This window comes from Pseudomonas sp. GL_091, assembly GCF_057837725.1.
In genome coordinates, this window is sequence record NZ_CM174451.1 from 578457 (window position 1) to 599086 (window position 20630).

At 60.9% G+C, this 20630-nt stretch carries 14 protein-coding genes; 9 read left to right on the forward strand and 5 right to left on the reverse strand.

The window, feature by feature from the left end:
• The first annotated feature begins 238 nt into the window (after positions 1-238).
• From AC3ITY_RS02595 to AC3ITY_RS02610, 4 genes are all read left to right on the forward strand, one after another.
• A complete protein-coding gene (locus AC3ITY_RS02595; protein WP_489307464.1) occupies positions 239-2542 on the forward strand; it encodes a YgiQ family radical SAM protein in 2304 nt (767 codons plus the stop codon).
• Between the two features lie 339 nt (positions 2543-2881).
• Positions 2882-6157 (forward strand): transglutaminase family protein, encoded by a 3276-nt coding sequence (locus AC3ITY_RS02600; RefSeq protein ID WP_489307465.1) that lies wholly within the window; start codon positions 2882-2884, stop codon positions 6155-6157.
• A gap of 88 nt (positions 6158-6245) precedes the next feature.
• Positions 6246-8732 carry a circularly permuted type 2 ATP-grasp protein gene (locus AC3ITY_RS02605; protein WP_489307467.1) on the forward strand — a complete coding sequence of 829 codons (2487 nt, stop codon included), beginning with the start codon at positions 6246-6248 and terminating at the stop codon, positions 8730-8732.
• Positions 8732-9622 (forward strand): transglutaminase family protein, encoded by an 891-nt coding sequence (locus AC3ITY_RS02610; protein WP_489307468.1) that lies wholly within the window; start codon positions 8732-8734, stop codon positions 9620-9622. The genes AC3ITY_RS02605 and AC3ITY_RS02610 overlap by 1 nt, the downstream gene beginning before the upstream one ends.
• A gap of 187 nt (positions 9623-9809) precedes the next feature.
• On the opposite strand, the gene AC3ITY_RS02615 is transcribed toward AC3ITY_RS02610, so the two are convergent.
• Positions 9810-10001, reverse strand: coding sequence for a hypothetical protein (locus AC3ITY_RS02615; RefSeq protein ID WP_489307470.1), 192 nt, complete (start codon positions 9999-10001; stop codon positions 9810-9812).
• A 68-nt stretch (positions 10002-10069) separates the two neighbouring features.
• Positions 10070-10657 (reverse strand): cytokinin riboside 5'-monophosphate phosphoribohydrolase, encoded by a 588-nt coding sequence (locus AC3ITY_RS02620; RefSeq protein WP_057397746.1) that lies wholly within the window; start codon positions 10655-10657, stop codon positions 10070-10072.
• 345 nt (positions 10658-11002) lie between these two features.
• Here AC3ITY_RS02620 and azu point away from each other — a divergent pair, with 345 nt between their 5' ends.
• Positions 11003-11449: an azurin gene (azu, locus tag AC3ITY_RS02625; protein ID WP_008016873.1), complete on the forward strand. Its 447-nt coding sequence runs from the start codon at positions 11003-11005 to the stop codon at positions 11447-11449.
• Positions 11450-11649: 200 nt separating this feature from the next.
• Here the strand turns inward: azu and nadE are convergent, their stop codons facing one another.
• The 3 genes from nadE to AC3ITY_RS02640 form a co-directional block, all read right to left on the reverse strand.
• Positions 11650-12477: an NAD(+) synthase gene (gene nadE / locus AC3ITY_RS02630; RefSeq protein WP_477753182.1), complete on the reverse strand. Its 828-nt coding sequence runs from the start codon at positions 12475-12477 to the stop codon at positions 11650-11652.
• Between the two features lie 4 nt (positions 12478-12481).
• Positions 12482-13708 carry a nicotinate phosphoribosyltransferase gene (gene pncB, locus AC3ITY_RS02635; RefSeq protein ID WP_489307472.1) on the reverse strand — a complete coding sequence of 409 codons (1227 nt, stop codon included), beginning with the start codon at positions 13706-13708 and terminating at the stop codon, positions 12482-12484.
• A gap of 278 nt (positions 13709-13986) precedes the next feature.
• Complete coding sequence (locus AC3ITY_RS02640) at positions 13987-14898, reverse strand: LysR family transcriptional regulator (RefSeq protein ID WP_489307473.1); 912 nt, start codon at positions 14896-14898, stop codon at positions 13987-13989.
• Positions 14899-15073: 175 nt separating this feature from the next.
• On the opposite strand from AC3ITY_RS02640, the gene amaB reads away from it, so the two are divergent.
• The 4 genes from amaB to AC3ITY_RS02660 all read left to right on the forward strand — a co-directional run bounded on the left by amaB (position 15074) and on the right by AC3ITY_RS02660 (position 20628).
• Positions 15074-16564 carry an L-piperidine-6-carboxylate dehydrogenase gene (gene amaB, locus AC3ITY_RS02645; RefSeq protein WP_489307474.1) on the forward strand — a complete coding sequence of 497 codons (1491 nt, stop codon included), beginning with the start codon at positions 15074-15076 and terminating at the stop codon, positions 16562-16564.
• Between the two features lie 156 nt (positions 16565-16720).
• Positions 16721-18004, forward strand: a complete 1284-nt coding sequence (gene amaA, locus AC3ITY_RS02650) for an L-pipecolate oxidase (protein ID WP_489307476.1) — start codon at positions 16721-16723, stop codon at positions 18002-18004.
• A 362-nt stretch (positions 18005-18366) separates the two neighbouring features.
• The gene (locus AC3ITY_RS02655; RefSeq protein WP_116263012.1) at positions 18367-19500 is read left to right on the forward strand and encodes a branched-chain amino acid ABC transporter substrate-binding protein; all 1134 of its coding nucleotides are present in this window, start codon (positions 18367-18369) and stop codon (positions 19498-19500) included.
• 213 nt (positions 19501-19713) lie between these two features.
• On the forward strand, positions 19714-20628 hold the full coding sequence (locus AC3ITY_RS02660) for an ABC transporter permease subunit (protein WP_008001868.1): 915 nt from the start codon (positions 19714-19716) through the stop codon (positions 20626-20628).
• Positions 20629-20630 lie beyond the last annotated feature (2 nt).

Sequence of the window (20630 nt, forward strand, 5' to 3'; positions counted from 1 at the left end):
GCGAAGCGACCCCAAAACCTGCGGTCGCCATTCTCCAGATGAAACGAGTCGGCTGATTTACGACTGCTTCGCAGCCGAACGGGGGCAAGCCCCCTCGCCACAGGGGTTGTGCGTTGCTCAAGGGAGCTGCGCTAAAACACCTCCCACCAATTTCCGACCATGGCCGTCGGAATTGGTCAAAATTTGTGCTATATTCCGCGCCCGCGAAATTCAATGAAAGCCAACACCGGTTATCGACATGCAAGCAGCCAAGCCGTTATTTGACTATCCCAAGTACTGGGCCGAATGTTTCGGGCCAGCGCCGTTCCTGCCCATGAGCAGGGAGGAGATGGATCAGCTCGGCTGGGATTCCTGCGACATCATCATCGTCACCGGTGATGCCTATGTCGATCACCCGTCGTTCGGCATGGCGATCATCGGCCGGCTGCTGGAGTCCCAGGGCTTCCGCGTCGGGATCATTGCCCAGCCGAACTGGCAGTCCAAAGACGATTTCATGAAGCTCGGCGAGCCGAACCTGTTCTTCGGTGTCGCGGCCGGCAACATGGATTCGATGATCAACCGCTACACCGCGGACAAGAAAATCCGTTCCGACGATGCCTACACCCCGGGTGGCCTGGCCGGCAAGCGTCCGGACCGCGCCAGCCTGGTTTACAGCCAGCGCTGCAAGGAAGCCTACAAGCACGTGCCGATCGTGCTCGGCGGCATCGAAGCATCCCTGCGCCGTATCGCCCACTACGACTACTGGCAGGACCGTGTGCGCAACTCGATCCTGATCGACGCCAGCGCCGACATCCTGCTCTACGGCAACGCCGAGCGTGCGATTGTCGAAGTGGCCCAGCGCCTGTCCTACGGTCACAAGATCGAAGACATCACCGACGTGCGCGGCACCGCGTTCATCCGTCGTGACACGCCACAAGGCTGGTACGAAGTCGACTCCACGCGCATCGACCGTCCGGGCAAGGTCGACAAGATCATCAACCCGTACGTCAACACCCAGGACACCCAGGCCTGCGCCATCGAGCAGGAAAAGGGTCCGGTTGAAGATCCGCAGGAGGCCAAGGTCGTGCAGATCCTGGCCAGCCCGCGCATGACCCGCGACAAGACCGTGATCCGTCTGCCGTCGGTGGAAAAGGTCCGAAATGACGCGGTGCTCTACGCTCACGCCAACCGCGTGCTGCACCTGGAAACCAACCCGGGCAATGCCCGCGCGCTGGTGCAGAAGCACGGTGAAGTCGACGTCTGGTTCAACCCGCCGCCGATTCCGATGACCACCGAAGAAATGGACTACGTGTTCGGCATGCCTTATGCGCGCATTCCGCACCCGGCGTACGGCAAGGAAAAAATCCCGGCCTACGACATGATCCGTTTCTCGGTGAACATCATGCGTGGCTGCTTCGGCGGCTGCACCTTCTGCTCGATCACCGAGCACGAAGGCCGGATCATCCAGAACCGTTCCCACGAGTCGATCATTCGCGAAATCGAAGAGATTCGTGACAAGGTCCCGGGCTTTACCGGCGTGATCTCCGACCTCGGCGGCCCGACCGCGAACATGTACCGCATTGCGTGCAAGAGCCCGGAAATCGAATCCGCGTGCCGCAAGCCATCGTGCGTGTTCCCTGGCATCTGCCCGAACCTGAATACCGACCACTCGGCGCTGATCCAGCTGTACCGCAGCGCCCGTGAGTTGCCGGGTGTGAAAAAGATCCTGATCGCTTCCGGCCTGCGCTATGACCTCGCGGTCGAATCGCCGGAGTACGTCAAGGAACTGGTGACCCACCACGTCGGTGGCTACCTGAAGATCGCCCCGGAACACACCGAGGAAGGTCCGCTCAACCAGATGATGAAACCGGGCATCGGCAGCTATGACAAGTTCAAGCGCATGTTCGAGAAGTACTCCAAGGAAGCGGGCAAGGAGCAGTACCTGATTCCTTACTTCATCGCCGCCCACCCGGGCACCACCGATGAAGACATGATGAACCTGGCCCTGTGGCTCAAGGGCAACGGCTTCCGTGCCGACCAGGTGCAGGCGTTCTACCCGTCGCCGATGGCCACCGCCACCGCGATGTACCACTCGGGCAAGAACCCGCTGCGCAAGGTCACCTACAAGAGTGACGCGGTGACCATCGTCAAGAGCGAAGAGCAGCGCCGTCTGCACAAGGCGTTCTTGCGTTATCACGACCCGAAAGGCTGGCCGATGCTGCGCGAAGCACTGACCCGCATGGGCCGCGCCGACCTGATCGGGCCGGGCAAGAACCAGTTGATTCCTTTGCACCAGCCGTCGACTGACAGCTATCAGAGCGCCCGTCGCAAGAACTCGACGCCGGCCGGCAGCCACAAGGTTGCAGGGGAAAAGACCACCAAGATCCTGACCCAGCATACCGGCCTGCCACCACGTGCCAGCGATGGTGGCAACCCGTGGGACAAGCGCGAACAGGCCAAGGCTGCAGCGTTCGCCCGCAACCAGCAGGCGGCCAAGGAGCGCAAGGACGCGGCCAAAGGCAAGGGGCCAAAGCCGACCCGCAAGCCGGTCGTACCACGCTAAGCCTCGCTTGAGCTGAACAGAACGCCAACCTTCAGGTTGGCGTTTTGCATTCAAGGCTTGAAAAAATGTACTGGAGCTACTGGCCTCATCGCGAGCAGGCTCACTCCTACAATGAAATGCATTCCCCTGTAGGAGCGAGCCTGCTCGCGAAGAGGCCGGAGCTGCCAACCAATTTCTGGCTGATCGCCACATTTACGTGCAATCGATACAAACCATTTCCCTGCATCGCCCGATTTTGGTGCTGTACTGCCTCAGGCAACCGAAGAAAGCGCCAGCGCTGCTGGATGGCATAAGTCTTGCGCGCTTTCCAATACGCTTAAGGCTCGCAGGAGGCACGCCGTGTCGATTCATGTCGCATTGCACCACATCACGCATTACCGCTATGACCGCGCTGTCGAGCTCGGCCCGCAGATCGTTCGCCTGCGTCCCGCCGCCCACAGCCGCACGAGGATTCTGTCCTATGCGCTGAAAGTCTCCCCTGAACAGCACTTCATCAACTGGCAACAGGACCCTCAGGGCAATTACCTGGCGCGGCTGGTGTTCCCGGAGAAAACCGAGGAATTGCGAATCGAAGTCGATCTGCTGGCAGAAATGGCGATCTTCAATCCGTTCGACTTCTTCCTCGAACCCTACGCGGAAAAGATCCCCTTCGCCTATGCCGCGGATGAGCGCAAGGAACTGGCGCCGTACCTGGAAACCCTTCCCCTGACGCCGAAGTTCAAGGCCTACCTGGACGGCATCGACCGTACACCGTTGCCCGCCGTGGACTTTCTTGTCGCACTCAACCAGCGTTTGAGCGAAGACATCGATTACCTGATCCGCATGGAGCCCGGCGTACAAACACCTGAGCACACCCTCGACCAGGCCTCCGGTTCGTGCCGTGACTCCGCTTGGTTGCTGGTGCAACTGCTGCGCAACCTGGGGCTGGCGGCGCGTTTCGTGTCGGGTTACCTGATCCAGCTGACCGCCGACGTCAAAAGTCTCGACGGTCCGTCCGGCACCGAAGTGGATTTTACCGACCTGCACGCCTGGTGCGAGGTGTACCTGCCTGGCGCCGGCTGGATCGGCCTGGATGCGACTTCCGGGCTGTTTGCCGGTGAAGGACACATTCCGTTGGCCTGTAGTCCCGATCCGTCCTCTGCGGCACCGATCAGTGGCTTGGTGGAACCCTGCGAGTGCGAATTCAGCCACGAAATGTCCGTGGAGCGGATTTGGGAAGCACCACGGGTCACCAAGCCCTACACCGACGACCAGTGGCTGGCGATCCAAACCCTGGGCCGTCAGATCGATGCCGACCTGCTGGAGGGTGATGTACGCCTGACCATGGGCGGCGAGCCGACCTTTGTGTCCATCGATGACCCGGACGGTGCCGAGTGGAATACCGCGGCACTGGGGCCGGATAAACGGCGGTTGTCCGCCGAACTGTTCCAGCGCATGCGCAAGCACTACGCGCCTCAGGGGCTGGTGCATTTCGGGCAGGGCAAGTGGTACCCGGGCGAGCAACTGCCGCGCTGGTCGCTCAATTGCTACTGGCGCCGTGACGGCGTGCCGATCTGGCACAACAGCGCACTGATCGCCGACGAGCAGGAAGACTATGGCGCCGACGGAGCGCTGGCCGGGCGTTTTCTGGCGAGTGTCGCCGAACGCCTGAAGATTCCGACACGCTTTGTGTTTGCAGCCTACGAAGACAATTTTTACTACCTCTGGCGCGAAGGGATGTTGCCGCAAAACGTCAGCGCCGAAGACTCGCGTCTGGAAGAGCCTTTGGAGCGTGAGCGTCTGCGCAAGGTCTTCAGTCAAGGTTTGGACAAGGTCATCGGCCAGGTCCTGCCGCTGGCGCGCACCGCCAAGGGCGACCAGTGGCAGAGCGGCCGCTGGTATCTGCGCGACGAGCACTGCCGTCTGGTGCCGGGGGACTCGCCGTTGGGTTATCGCTTGCCGCTGGGCTCGCAGCCTTGGGTGAAAGCGGCGGAATATCCGTTCATCCATCCGCAAGACCCGAATCAAGACTTCCCGCCGCTGCCCGACACCGCGCAACTGCAAAGCCAAAGCGAAGCTGCCGAGGTACAAGAGCGCGCACCGAAGATCGACGAATCCGCCGACTGGCTGACCCGTACCGCCTTCTGCGCCGAGGCGCGGGAAGGCCGGTTGTATCTGTTCATGCCGCCGCTGGAGCGGGTCGAGGATTACCTCGAACTGGTCGCTGCCATCGAAGCCACCGCGGAGGAGCTGATGTGCCCGGTGTTGCTGGAGGGCTATGAGCCGCCGAGCGATCCACGCCTGAGCAACTTGCGCATCACCCCGGATCCGGGGGTGATCGAGGTCAACGTGCAGCCGTCCGCGACCTGGGATGAGTTGGTCGAGCGCACCGAATTCCTCTACGAAGAAGCGCGTCAGACCCGGCTGACCACCGAGAAATTCATGATCGACGGCCGGCATACCGGCACGGGCGGCGGTAACCATTTCGTGCTGGGTGGCGCGACACCGGGGGACTCGCCGTTTCTGCGTCGCCCGGATCTGCTGCGCAGCCTGATCAGCTACTGGCACAACCACCCGTCGCTGTCCTACCTGTTTTCCGGATTGTTCATCGGCCCGACGTCCCAGGCGCCCCGCGTCGATGAAGCACGCAACGATGCCTTGTACGAACTGGAGATCGCTTTCGCGCAGATGCCAGAAGCGGGTGAAGAATGTCCGCCATGGTTGGTGGACCGACTGCTGCGCAATCTGCTGATCGATGTGACCGGCAACACCCACCGCGCCGAGTTCTGCATCGACAAACTCTATTCGCCGGACGGTGCTACCGGGCGCCTCGGATTGTTGGAGCTGCGTGCATTCGAGATGCCGCCCCATGCGCGCATGAGCCTGGCGCAACAATTGTTGCTGCGGGCTCTGGTTGCGCGGTTCTGGCGCGAGCCTTATGCACCGCCGAAACTGGCGCGCTGGGGCACGGAGCTGCACGATCGCTTCCTGTTGCCGCACTTTATCGAGCAAGACTTCGCCGATGTCATCGTCGACCTCAACGCCGCCGGTTATCCGGTGCGGGCCGAATGGTTCGCCGCGCATCTGGAGTTCCGTTTCCCCAAGGTTGGCGACTACGCCGTCAGCGGCATTGCACTGGAACTGCGCCAGGCGCTCGAACCCTGGCACGTGCTGGGCGAAGAGGGCGCCATGGGCGGTACGGTGCGTTACGTGGATTCGTCGCTGGAGCGTTTGCAGGTCAAGCTCAGCGGCTTGCCGCCCCAGCGTTATCTGCTGACCTGCAACGGCATTCCGGTGCCATTGCAGCCCACCGGGCGTGTAGGCGAATTCGTCGCGGGGGTGAGATTTCGTGCCTGGCAACCGGCCAACTGTCTGCAACCGACCATCCCGGTCCACGCGCCGCTGGTGTTCGACTTGCTCGATACCTGGATGCAGCGCTCGCTGGGCGGCTGCCAGTACCACGTCGCCCATCCGGGCGGGCGCAACTACGACAGCTTGCCGGTGAACGCCAATGAAGCGGAGAGCCGGCGAATGGCGCGCTTCTTCCGCATCGGACACACGCCAGGGAAACTTCCTGTACCCAATCTGGAAATCAGCGACGAGTTGCCGATGACACTCGATTTACGACGTTTCTAAACCGTACGCGACGCTCGGATTTTTCGTATATCCGGGCGTCACGAGCCTGCGTTAGTCTGACCCTTCATTGCTGTCTGCCGAGCTTTCCATGCCTGACCTGCTAGACCGCTACCCGCTGACGGCGGGCACCTATCACGAAATGCTCGACGACAGTGGCGCCGTGCGCCCGCACTGGCGCCGGCTGTTCGAGCAGTTGCAACGCAGCACGCCGGCGCAGTTGGTGCAGCGTCAGGCCCTGCTGACCCGGCAGATTCAGGAAAACGGCGTTACCTATAACGTCTATGCCGATCCCAAGGGCGCGGACCGGCCGTGGGAGCTGGACCTGCTGCCCCATGTCATCGCGGCTGATGAGTGGCAACAGTTGTCGGCCGGCATCGCTCAGCGGGCGCGATTGCTCAATGCCGTACTGGCTGACCTTTACGGTCCACAACGGCTGATTGCCGAAGGTCTGCTGCCCGCCGAGCTGGTGTTCGGTCACAACAACTTCCTTTGGCCCTGTCAGGGCATCAGCCCGCCTGACGGAGCCTTTCTGCATCTGTATGCCGTGGATCTGGCGCGCACACCCGATGGCCGCTGGTGGGTGACGGCGGATCGTACCCAGGCGCCTTCGGGAGCCGGGTATGCGCTGGAAAACCGCACGATTGTGTCCCGGGCCTTTCCCGAGCTGTACCGCGATCTGAAAGTGCAGCACCTGGCCGGGTTCTTCCGCACCTTGCAGGAAACCCTGGCCCGTCAGGCCCCGAGTGACGGGGACGCGCCGTTGGTGGTGCTGCTGACACCGGGGCGTTTCAACGAAAGCTATTTTGAACATCTGTATCTGGCCCGCCAGCTCGGTTATCCGCTGGTGGAGGGTGGTGACCTGACGGTGCGCGACGCCACGGTTTACTTGAAAACCCTGAGTGGCCTGCGTCGGGTCCACGCGATCATGCGGCGGCTCGACGATGACTTCTGCGACCCGCTGGAGTTGCGCACCGATTCGGCCCTCGGCGTGCCGGGCCTGCTGGAAGCGGTGCGGCAGGGGCGGGTGCTGGTGGCCAACGCCCTCGGCAGCGGTGTGCTGGAATCGCCGGGCTTGTTGGGTTTTCTGCCGAAGATCAATCAATTCCTGTTTGGCGAAGAGCTGATCCTGCCGTCCATCGCCACATGGTGGTGCGGTGAGGCGCCGGTTTTGGCCCAAGCCCTGGAGAAACTTCCGGAGTTGCTGATCAAACCGGCGTTTCCGTCCCAGAGCTTTGCGCCGGTATTTGGCCGTGATTTGAGTGAAAAACAGCGCCAGGAACTCGCCGAGCGCATGCAGGCGCGGCCCTACGCCTATGTCGCGCAAGAGCTGGCGCAATTGTCCCAGGCGCCGATCTGGCAAGCCGAGGACGGTCAACTGCAACCCCGTGCCATCGGCATGCGCGTGTATGCGGTGGCCAGCCGTGAGGGTTATCGGGTCTTGCCCGGCGGCTTGACCCGGGTCGCCGCCCAAGCCGATGCCGAAGTGGTGTCGATGCAACGCGGTGGCGCCAGCAAGGACACCTGGGTGCTGGGAGAGCGTGCGCCCAGCGGCGAACAATGGAAGGCCCAGCGCAACATCGGCGTGCATGATCTGGTGCGGCGCGATCCGTACCTGCCGTCGCGGGTGGTGGAAAACCTGTTCTGGTTCGGCCGTTACTGCGAGCGTTGCGACGACAGTGCCCGTTTGCTGCGCATCATGCTGGCGCGCTATGTCGACGGCGACGACCCGCAAGCACTGCAGGCCGCGGTGGATCTCGGCGAACGGCTGATGCTGCTGCCCGAGGAGGGCGAGTTGCCGGAGCGCCTGTTGGCGGCATTGCTCGGCGATGACTGGCCGTTCAGCCTGCGTTCCAACCTGCAACGCTTGCAGTGGGCCGCTTCACAGGTGCGCGGCAAACTCTCGCGGGAAAACTGGCAGGCGCTGGTGGAGTTGCAGCGTGAAGCCATGGAGCTGGAAACCGAAGAGCCGGATTTCGGCGAGTTGCTGGATTTCCTCAACCGTCTGGTGATGTCCCTGGCGGCGCTGTCCGGCTTTGCCCTGGACGACATGACCCGGGATGAAGGCTGGCGTTTCCTGATGATTGGCCGGCGGATCGAGCGCCTGCAATTTCTCAGCGGCAGCCTGGCGGCGTTCCTGCGGGGCGCCGGGGCCTTCGATCAGGCCGGGCTGGAATGGTTGTTGGAACTGGGCAACAGCAGCATCACTTACCGTTCTCGATACCTGGCGGTGGCACAGTTGATCCCGGTGCTCGACCTGCTATTGCTCGACGAACAGAACCCTCACGCCGTGTTGTTCCAGTTGAAACTGGTGACCCGCACCCTCAAACGCCTCAACGATGACTTTGGCGTGCCGCGTGAGGCAGCGTTGCCGCAATTGGTCGAGCGTCTGGCGCGATTCGACCTGGGCTGCCTGGAAAACCCGCTGTTCGGCGACGCGAGTGTTCGCGCTGCTATCGAGGGGCTGGCCGCGCTGCTGCAAGAGATCGCCGACGCCAGCGGGCAGGTTTCCGATCGCCTGGCGCTGCGGCATTTCGCCCATGTCGATGATGTCAGCCAGCGCACGGTGTCCGTCTGATGAGTGCTCATTACCAGATTTTTCACGACACCCATTACCACTACGACAGCCCGGTGTCCCTGGCCCAGCAACTGGCGCATTTGTGGCCGCGGCCTTGTGCCTGGCAGCGCTGCACCGAACAGAAATTGCAGATCAGCCCGGAGCCGACCTCGCGTCGCGATGAGCTGGATGTGTTCGGCAATCCGTTGACCCGGCTGGCGTTCGAGCGTCCCCACGATGAATTGCTGGTCAACGCCAGCCTGACCATTGAAGTGCTAGCCCGGCCTGCGTTGGACTTCAATCTGTCACCGGCGTGGGAAGACACACGAAGCGCGCTGACCTACAGCAGCCAACCGCTGTCGCCCGAGCTACTCGAAGCCTGCCGATACCGGTTTGAATCGCCGTATGTGCATTTGAAGAAAAACTTCGTCGAGTTCTCGCAAAGCTGTTTTCCGCCCGGTCGAGCGTTGTTGCTCGGCGTGCAGGCGCTGATGGAGAAAATCTTCAGCGAGTTCACCTTCGATGCCGAAGCGACCCAGGTGGCGACGCCGCTGGTGGAGGTGCTGGAGCGCCGGCGCGGGGTCTGCCAGGACTTTGCCCACCTGATGCTCGCTTGCGTGCGTTCCAGAGGGTTGGCGGCGCGGTACATCAGCGGTTACTTGCTGACTCAACCACCGCCGGGCCAGCCACGGTTGATCGGCGCCGATGCGTCCCACGCCTGGGTCTCGGTGTTTTGCCCGGTGCTGGGGTGGGTGGATTTCGATCCGACCAACAATGTGCAACCGGCGCTGGAGCACATCACCCTGGCGTGGGGCCGGGATTTTTCCGATGTGTCGCCGTTGCGGGGGGTGATTCTGGGGGGAGGGAACCACGATCCGGAAGTGCGCGTCACAGTGATGCCACTGGATTAACGCAGGTCCCCTATAGGAGCGAGCTTGCTCGCGAAGAACCCGAGAGCGCCGGGGTGTCAGAGTTGCAGCGTTATCGTTAAAGACCATCGCGAGCAAGCTCGCTCCTACAGAGGATCGGCAGCAATGCTGCTGCCAACCCTGGACACAGATCCGGTGGGCCTGATCAGATCATCGGGCCCTGAGGGTCTCAGGCGTCGGGCGCCTGATCTTTCGGTGCTTCAACATCACTTTCTGCGGCCACTTCACCTTCTGCTTCCGGGTTCAGTGCGGCTGCTTCTTCTTCAGCTGAAGCTTTCTTGCGCTGAAGCTTTTCCTCTTTCTTCTGCTCCTTGGCCAAGTCTCTCTGACGTTTGGCGAAGGAATAATTAGGTTTGGCCATGGGCGATCCTCTGGGGTCGAAGGTGAGGTTGAGCGGCGCATATTCTGCCCTGTATCGGTGCCAAGCCGTTAGCTGGGTTTTTGCTCGGCCCATTTTGGCGCTATGGACGGTTGCCAGGCATCCAGAGCATCGAGCAGGGTTTGCGGTGATTCGCTCACTTGCAGCATGTCACGGTGCTGCCCGCGAACGAAGCCTTCGCCGACGATATGATCGAGAAAAGACGTCAACTTGCTGTAGAAGCCGTTCACTTCCAGCAAACCCAGCGGTTTGCCGTGGTAGCCGAGCTGGCCCCAGGTCCAGACTTCGAACAGTTCCTCGAGGGTGCCAAGGCCGCCGGGCAGCGCGATAAAGGCATCGCTGAGCTCGGCCATCCGCGCCTTGCGCGCGTGCATGCCATCGACGACTTCCAGGCGAGTCAGGCCGCTGTGGCCGATTTCCTTGTCCTTGAGGCTTTGCGGGATGATGCCGATCACTTCACCGCCGGCCGCCAGGGCCGCATCGGCGACGATGCCCATCAGGCCCACGGCGCCACCGCCATACACCAGGGTCAGCTTGCGCTCGGCCAACGCCCGGCCAAGGGCCACGGCTGCTTCGCGGTAAGCCGGGTTGGTGCCGGTGCTGGCACCACAAAATACACAAACGGATGTTAAAGACATGCCTTGCTCCATGGTCGATCAGGGCCACAGAGTAAAGGCAGGCGCACGGCAGTCCAAGGGCTAGACTTGTTGTTCCGGGGTTTCGTACGTACCGCTGGCGCCGCAAGCGTAGGCGGCCAGCAAACTGCACAACAGGCTGTTGATCGACATGACAGACGTTCCATTTGAAGGGGGACGACCTGATGATAGGCCCGGGCCAGACACTTGGCCGGTAGATATTTCGCATCGGTGTCATAGCGCGAAAGTTGTATACAATTTTTGATTCAAGTCATATGAACTTGCGAAGTTTTCAGGCAGTCTTCTGTCCATTCGCGATTCTCGTTAACCCTGCCTTGGAGATTCACCATGTTTGCCAAACTTGTTGCGGTATCCCTGTTGACACTGGCCAGCAGCCAATTGATGGCTGCAGAGTGCAAAGTCACCGTCGACTCCACCGACCAGATGTCTTTCGACACGAAGGCCATTGAAATCGACAAGAGCTGCAAGACGTTTACCGTGGAACTCAAGCACTCCGGCAGCTTGCCGAAGAACGTCATGGGCCATAACTGGGTGCTGAGTAAAGAAGCCGACATGCAGCCGATCGCCACCGACGGCCTGAGTGCCGGCATCGACAAGAACTACCTGAAGGAAGGCGACGCCCGCGTGATCGCCCACACCAAGATCATCGGCGCCAATGAAACCGATTCGGTGACCTTCGATGTGTCCAAGCTGGATGCGGCTGAAAAGTACGGTTTCTTCTGCTCGTTCCCGGGCCACATCTCGATGATGAAAGGCACCGTGACCCTGAAGTAATCAGGCACACCGCGTTATCGTTCTTCGCGGGCAAGCCACGCTCCCACAAGGATCTATGTCGGACACAATTTTTGTGAACACCTGAAACCCTGTGGGAGCGGGCTTGCTCGCGAAGGGGCCATCAGCATCAATGAATCTAATGGCCAAAGAAAAGCCCGCTGAGGATCACTCCTGAGCGGGCTTTTTCATTCACTCACACCTCAAGGCGCAAACGGCATCACCCGCTTGTGATGGGTCTTGTTGTACGTATCAACAATGATCCTGAACGCCTCTTCACGCACCGGATTGCCGTGCAGGAACGCGTCGATCTCGGCATAGGTCACGCCATGGGATGCTTCGTCCGGTTTACCGGGCGACAGGTCTTCCAGGTCGGCGGTCGGGACTTTTTCCACCAACGACTCCGGCGCGCCGAAGCTGCGGGCGATGGCGCGGACCTGGTTTTTCACCAGGCCACTCAGTGGCGCCAGGTCGCAGGCGCCGTCACCGAACTTGGTGAAGAAACCCATCACCGCTTCCGCCGCGTGATCGGTGCCGATCACCAGGCCATGGGCCGCGCCGGCGATGGTGTACTGGGCGACCATGCGCATGCGCGCCTTGGTGTTGCCGAGCACGAAGTCCACCGACACCGCGTGTTTGCCTTCGAAGGCCGCCACTTCATTGGCCAGGGACTTGACCGCCGGGCCGATGTTCACGGTGTGGCGCTCGTCCGGCTTGATGAAATCCACCGAAGCCTGGGCGTCGTGCTCATCGAACTGGGTTTCGTAGGGCAGGCGCACGGCGATGAATTTGTACGCGGCATCACCGCTGCGCTGGCGCAGTTCACGGACGGCCCGCTGGGCCAGCAGACCGGCGGTCAGGGAGTCGACCCCGCCACTGATGCCCAGCACCAGGGTCTTGAGCCCGGAGTTGACCAGGCAGTCCTGAATGAAGGTCACCCGCCGGGCGACTTCGGCCTCAAGGGCGGCTTCGTCGGCGAATGGCGGCTGGACCTTGAGCTGTTCAGCAATCTCACGCTGTACGGCTTGCATGAATTCACTCCTTGCTTGATGTACTGGAAAGGGCGGCAGGAACTTGGAAAACGTGTCGCAAGTAAGCGACGAAATTCGGGTCTTTGCAGTGCGTCTTGCCTGGCTCGTCGGAGATCTTCGCCACCGGCTGGCCGTTGCAGGCGGTCATTTTAAGCACGATGCTCATCGGTTCGACACCCGGAATATCACAGGTCAGGTTGGTGCCGATGCCAAAGCTGACATTGATCCGACCGCGCAGCGCCCGGAATATCTCCAGGGTCCTGGGCAGGGTCAGGCTGTCGGAGAAGGTCAGCGTCTTGCTCATCGGGTCGATGCCGAGCTTGTGATAGTGGGCGATGGCTTTTTCCGCCCACAGCACCGGATCGCCTGAATCGTGGCGTAAACCGTCGAAAAGCTTGGCGAAAAACAGATCGAAGTCGCCGAGGAAGGCATCCATGGTGATGCAGTCGGTCAGGGCGATCCCCAACAGGCCACGGTATTCGCGGACCCAGCAATCGAGTGCGGCGATCTGGCTGTCGATCAGCCGCGGGCCGAGTTGCTGGTGCGCCATGATCCATTCGTGGGCCATGGTGCCCAGGGGTTTCATGTCCAGCTCCCGGGACAGGTGCACGTTGCTGGTGCCGACGAAGCGTCCTGGGAAGTCGTGCTTGAGCACATTCACCACTTCTTCCTGCACGCGGTAAGAAAAACGTCGGCGTGTGCCGAAATCGGCCACCTGCAGTTCGGACAATTCATCACTGCTGGCGTTGGCGCTCAGCCAGTCGAACTTGCGGTAGAGCTGCTCGCGGGCCTGCTCCAGCACGACCTCGCGGTAGCGATAGCGGTTGCGCACCTCGCTGACCAGCGCCAGCAGCGGCACTTCGAACAGGATCACGTGCAGCCAGGGGCCACGCAGGCGGATAAACAGCTCACCGTTTTCGAGGCCGGTGTGGATGTAGCGCAGGTTGAAGCGAAACAAACCGAGAAAACGCAGGAAGTCCGGCTTAAGGAAGCTGATGCGCTCCAGAAAGCTCAATTGGTCGGCGCTCAGGCTCAGTTCCGCCAGGCGCTCGATCTGGAAGCGGATTTCCGCCAGGTACGGGCGCAAGTCCTCGCCGTTACGGCAACGAAACTCCCATTCGACTTCGACGTTCGGGTAGTTGTGCAGCACCGCCTGCATCATCGTCAGTTTGTAGAAGTCGGTGTCGAGCAGGTTCTGCACGATGCGATCGGCAAACACACTCTCGCTCATAACGGGAATCTCCAGCGTTGCAGCGGTATTGAACAATGGCGCTAGTGGCGCATATCAGCGGCAGGGATTGCCAGCAATTTTTTAGACCGCAGCAGATCCCTGCAGGTGTGAGCTTTTGTGGCGAGGGGGCTTGTCGGATCGCCGCATCGCCCCGTTGGGTTGCGCAGCAGCCCCAAAATTTGCAACTTCGTAGTTGGAGCTATTGCGACTGCTGCGCAGCCGAACGGGGCGATGCGGCGGTCCGACAAGCCCCCTCACCACAGGGAACGTGCAAGACGTTAGTGCTGCGCCGCCTCCGGGCTATCGATCTGCTCCAGCATCCACTTCACAAAGTCCCGCACTTTGGGCACTTCCGCCGAGTGCTCCGGGTACGCAAGGTAATAGGCGTCGGTGCTGGGCATTGCATGCTGCCAGGGAATGACCAGCTTGCCGTCAGCCAGTTCTTCTTCCACCAGAAAGCGGGGCAGCAACGCCACGCCGCAACCGACCTGGGCGGCGCGGATGCACATATAAAAGGTTTCGAAGCGTGGGCCGTGGTAGCTGTGCTCTGTGTGGTAGCCCTGATGGTCGAACCAGTCATGCCAGGCTTGGGGGCGGGAAGCGTTTTGCAGCAGGACCAGATCAGTCAGTTGTGTCGGATCGGTAAACGGCGTATCCGGCAGGCTGCCCGGGGCGCACACCGGCACCAACTCTTCGCCGAACAGCTTCAGGCATTCGGTGCCCGGCCGCGAGCCCTGGCCGAAGTAGAACGCCAGGTCACTGCGACCTTGCAGCAGGTCGTCGGCTTCCTGCTCGCTGCACAGGTCCAGGTGGATCGACGGGTGCCGCAGGCGCCAGCCTTTGAGGCGCGGCACCAGCCAGCGCGCGCCGAAGGTGGGGGGCGTGGAGACTCGCAGGACTTCTGTTTCGCCACCGTAGGATCGCAGGTAATGGGTCGACATCTCGACCTGCGTGAGGATTTTTCGCACCTCAACCAGGTACAAGTCGCCAGCCGGCGTCATCTGCAGGCGGCGGCGCACCCGGCGAAACAGCAGGTGCTGCAACAGCTCTTCGAGTTGTGCGACCTGTTTGCTCACGGCGCTCTGGGTCAGGTTCAACTCTTCGGCGGCCCGGGTGAAGCTCAAGTGCCGGGTGACGGCCTCGAAGCACTGCAACGCAGCGATCGATGGCAAGTAGCGTTTATTCAGCATGGGCGGTCCTTGGTTCTTGTCTCTTTATTGCCAGCAATGCACAGCATGAATAAACGGAATGATATCTCTCTTAATGGTCGTTTGTTGAGTAACCTCCGGGCAGCTAAAACTACAGGTCTGATCAGCCGTGAATTTCCGGCTGCACGTGTTCTGTCTTTTGCTTGAGGAGTGACCCATGGTTGCCGCATTGCTTGATCGTCTTGGTGTGAACCCGGCCCTGTACCAGAACGGCAAAGTGCCGGTGCATTCGCCGATCGATGGCAGCAGGATCGCCGCCGTGAACTGGGAAGGCGCTGCTGAAGTCGAGCAGCACATCAGTCGCGCAGATCATGCGTTCGAACTGTGGCGCAAGGTTCCGGCGCCGCGCCGTGGCGAGCTGGTGCGGCAACTGGGTGACATCCTGCGTGAATACAAGGCCGACCTCGGCGAACTGGTGTCCTGGGAAGCCGGCAAGATCACCCAGGAAGGCCTGGGTGAAGTTCAGGAAATGATCGACATCTGCGACTTCGCCGTCGGTCTGTCCCGTCAGCTGTACGGTTTGACCATCGCCTCCGAGCGTCCTGGCCACCACATGCGCGAAACCTGGCATCCGCTGGGCGTTGTCGGGGTGATCAGTGCGTTCAACTTCCCGGTCGCGGTCTGGGCCTGGAACGCCACGCTGGCGCTGGTCTGTGGCAACCCGGTGATCTGGAAACCGTCGGAAAAGACCCCGCTGACCGCACTGGCTTGCCAGGCGCTGTTCGATCGCGTGCTTAAGAACTTCAGCGATGCACCTCCGCACTTGAGCCAGGTGATTATTGGCGGTCGCGATGCCGGCGAAGCTCTGGTCGATGATCCGCGTGTCGCGCTGGTCAGCGCCACCGGCAGCACCCGCATGGGCCGTGAAGTGGCGCCGAAAATCGCCGCACGCTTCGCCCGCAGCATCCTTGAGCTGGGCGGCAACAACGCGATGATCCTCGGCCCAAGCGCCGACCTGGACATGGCTGTTCGCGCGATCCTGTTCAGCGCCGTCGGCACCGCCGGTCAGCGCTGCACCACCCTGCGTCGCCTGATCGCCCATGAGTCGGTAAAAGAAGAAATCGTCACCCGCCTGAAAGCTGCGTACTCGAAAGTACGTATCGGCCATCCGCTGGAAGGCAATCTGATCGGCCCGCTGATCGACAAGCAAAGCTTCGACAACATGCAGGACGCGCTGGAACAGGCCTTGAGCGAAGGCGGCCGGGTGTTTGGCGGTGAGCGCCAACTGGAAGGTCAATTCCCCAATGCTTACTACGTGTCGCCGGCCATCGTTGAAATGCCGGAGCAGAGCGATGTGGTCTGCCACGAAACCTTCGCCCCGATCCTGTACGTGGTCGGTTACAGCGACTTCCAGGAAGCCCTGCGCCTGAACAACGCCGTGCCACAAGGCCTGTCCTCGTGCATCTTCACCACCGACGTGCGTGAAGCCGAGCAGTTCATGTCGGCGGTGGGCAGCGACTGCGGCATCGCCAACGTCAACATTGGCCCGAGCGGCGCGGAAATTGGTGGTGCGTTCGGCGGCGAGAAAGAAACCGGCGGCGGTCGCGAATCCGGCTCCGATGCATGGCGCGGCTACATGCGCCGCCAGACCAACACCGTGAACTATTCGCTGGAGTTGCCGTTGGCGCAGGGTATTACGTTCGATTAATTGTAGGAGCGAGCTTGCTCCGGGCGGCGTTCCGACGATGATCGTCAACGATAACGCGGGCTTGCTGTTTAAGCGCGTTGCCATGACGTTTTTCGCGAGCAAGCTCGCTCCTACAAATGAATGATGTGTTTGTTAGGTTTCTGTTGGAGTCTGGCAATGCCGTTACGCGAAGAGTGTCTGTGGGAAAAACTGACGCCGCAAAGGCCGGACAATTCGGCCCTCAAAGGTGAGGTTACGGTGGATGTCTGCGTCATCGGCGCCGGGTTTACCGGGTTGTCGGCGGCGGTGCATCTGCTGGAGCAAGGCAAGACCGTTTGTGTGCTGGAGGCTCACCGCGCCGGCCATGGTGGTTCGGGGCGCAACGTCGGGCTGGTCAATGCCGGGATGTGGATTCCCCCGGACGAGATCGAAGCCGGGTTTGGCAAGGAGGTCGGCAGCCAGCTCAATCGCATGCTGGGGGCGGCGCCATCCCTGGTGTTCAGCCTTGTGGACAAGTACAACATCGATTGCCAGTTGCGCCGCGAAGGCACGCTGCACATGGCGCACAACGCCCGCGGTGAAGCCGACTTGCGCAGTCGTGAAGAACAGTGGAAACGTCGCGGTGCGCCGGTAGAGCTGCTCACCGGGCAAGCTTGCGAACAAGCCACCGGCACGAAAAAGATCGCCGCCGCATTGCTCGATCGCCGCGCCGGCACGCTCAACCCGATGGCCTACACCACGGGGCTGGCCAAAGCGGCCATCGGCCTCGGTGGTCAATTATTCGATCATTCCCCGGTCACCCGACTCGAACGTCAGGGCCAGCGCTGGTCTGTGCAAACCGCCCAGGGCTCGGTCATGGCCGAGAAAGTGGTGATTGCCTCCAATGCCTACACCGAAGGCGACTGGACGGAACTGCGGCGCAATTTTTTCCCCGGCTATTACTATCAGGTGGCATCGGTGCCGCTGACCGAAGAAGCCGCACAGCAAATTCTGCCCGGTGGCCAGGGTTCCTGGGACACCCGCCAGGTGCTGAGCAGCATCCGCCGGGATAAAGACGGAAGGTTGCTGCTTGGCAGTCTGGGTAATGGCAATCAGAAACCGGCCTGGTTTCTCAAGGCCTGGGCCGATCGCGTGCAGCAACATTACTTCCCTTACCTGAAACCGGTGGAATGGGAGTGCACCTGGACCGGTTGCATCGCGTTTACCCCCGATCATTTGATGCGTCTGTTCGAACCCGCGCCCGGTTTAGTGGCAGTCACCGGCTACAACGGCCGGGGCGTGACCACGGGAACGGTGGTCGGCAAGGCATTTGCCGATTACCTGTGTAACGGAAATCCTCAAGCACTACCGATTCCTTTTGCGCCCATGCAGCCACTGACCGGGGTGGGGTTGCGCAGCTGTCTGTATGAGGCGGGATTTTCGCTGTATCACGCAGGCCAGTGCCTGCGGATCGTGATCTGAAGGTTGATTTTTGCAGTGGGAAGCGGCGCTTTTTCGATCTGCAGCTAGCCTGTAGTGGTGCGGGTTGTAGCAGTCCCGCACCAGCAGTGTGCACTTCGGTGACGCACGTTGTTACAGGCTGGTTGCACGTCGTTTAAAGCCGCGGTTGCAATGATGGCGCAGGCGGGTTGCGCCTCAAAAAAATAATGGTTTTACCTTCCGCGGTTTAGACGGTTGCACGCCCAATGAAAATGGGCCAGAAACAGTCGAAATAACAAGAAAGCAGCGACTTTTTTCAGAATAAAAAACCGATGGCACGGCCCTTGCTCTGAGCATTCATTGAAGTCGCAGTGCCAATTAAAAAAACCATGGAGCACCACCTCATGTCCCAGACGTTTTACAAGAAAGGCTTTCTGGCCCTCGCAGTGGCAACTGCGTTGGGTGTTTCTGCGTTTGCTCAGGCTGACATCAAGATCGGCGTAGCGGGACCAATGACGGGCGCCAACGCGGCATTTGGCGAACAGTACATGAAGGGTGCACAGGCGGCGGCCGATGCGGTCAACGCGGCGGGCGGCGTGAACGGGGAGAAAATCGTACTGGTCAAGGGCGATGACGCCTGCGAACCGAAACAGGCTGTGACGGTCGCCAAGGACCTGACCGAAAAGAAAGTCGTTGGTGTGGTAGGTCACTTCTGCTCCTCGTCGACCATCCCTGCCTCCGAGATCTACGATGAAGCCGGCATCATCACGATCACCCCGGGCTCCACCAACCCCAAGGTGACCGAGCGCGGCCTGAGTGCCATGTTCCGCATGTGCGGGCGTGACGACCAGCAAGGTATCGTGGCTGGCGACTATGTCGTCGACGTGCTCAAGGGCAAGAAAGTCGCCGTACTGCACGACAAGGACACCTACGGTCAGGGCCTGGCGGATGCGACCAAGGCTCAGCTGGAAAAACGCGGCGTGAAGCCGGTGCTGTACGAGGGTCTGACCCGCGGCGAGAAAGACTTCAGCGCCGTCGTCACCAAGATCCGTGCGGCCGGTGCCGACGTGGTCTACTTCGGCGGCTTGCACCCGGAAGCCGGTCCACTGGTTCGGCAACTGCGTGAACAGGGCCTCAAAGACGTCAAGTTCATGTCCGATGACGGCATCGTGACTGACGAACTGGTGACCACCGCCGGTGGCCCACAGAACGTTGATGGCGTACTGATGACCTTCGGCGCCGACCCACGTCTGCTGCCAGACAGCAAGACCGTGGTAGACGCTTTCCGCAAGGCCGGTACCGAGCCTGAAGGCTACACCCTGTACGCCTACGCTTCGGTGCAGACCCTGGCCGCAGCCTTCAACGGCGCCAAGTCCAACAAGGGCGAAGACGCTGCTGCCTGGCTGAAGAAAAACCCGGTCAAGACCGTCATGGGCGAGAAGACCTGGGACAGCAAGGGCGACCTGAAAGTCTCCGACTACGTGGTTTACCAGTGGGACAAGGACGGCAAGTACCACCAGCTGGAAAAACAGAAGTAAGGGCTGGCTCGATCGGATGAACCCCACAGATCCCTTGTAGGAGCGAGCTTGCTCGCGATGACGGATTTAACCGCTATCGCAGGCAAGCGAGCTCCTACAAGGGCCGTGGTGGCCTGTCTGATCGTGGCCGACATTGCTCCGACGTAAATCTGTATTTTCCTTAGAAGAACCGCACAGCCACATGTGCAGGTTCTCATTGCGTGAGATTGCGTTATGGATGGTATTTTCCTGCAGCAACTGGTCAACGGCCTGACCCTCGGGTCGGTCTATGGCCTGATCGCCATCGGCTACACAATGGTCTATGGCATCATCGGCATGATCAACTTCGCCCACGGCGAGGTTTACATGATTTCCGCTTACCTCGCGGCAATCAGTCTGGCTCTGCTGGCATACTTCGGTATTGAATCCTTCCCTCTGTTGATGCTCGGCACACTGATCTTCACCATCGTCGTCACGGCGGTGTATGGCTGGGTCATCGAGCGTGTTGCCTACAAACCCCTGCGTAACTCCACCCGACTGGCACCGCTGATCAGCGCCATCGGGATCTCGCTGATCCTGCAAAACTATGCACAGATCGCCCAGGGTGCCCGCCAACAAGGCGTTCCGACGCTGCTGACTGGTGCATGGCGAGTAGAAGTCGGGACCGGCTTCGTCCAGCTCACTTACACCAAGATCTTCATTCTGGTCGCAGCGTTTGTCGGGATGGGCCTGCTGACCTATGTCATCAAGTACACCAAGCTCGGCCGCATGTGCCGCGCGACCCAGCAAGACCGCAAGATGGCCTCGATCCTGGGGATCAACACCGACCGCATCATTTCCTACGTGTTCATCATTGGTGCAGCGATGGCGGCCCTGGCCGGCGTGCTGATCACCATGAACTACGGCACGTTCGACTTCTACGCAGGCTTCGTCATCGGCATCAAGGCGTTCACCGCCGCGGTGCTCGGCGGGATTGGCTCGCTGCCTGGTGCCATGCTCGGCGGGATCATCCTCGGCATCTCCGAGTCGCTGTTCTCCGGTCTGGTCAACTCGGACTACAAAGACGTTTTCAGCTTCTCGCTGCTCGTTCTCGTTCTGGTCTTTCGGCCCCAAGGCCTGCTCGGCCGTCCTCTTGTGTCGAAGGTGTAAGC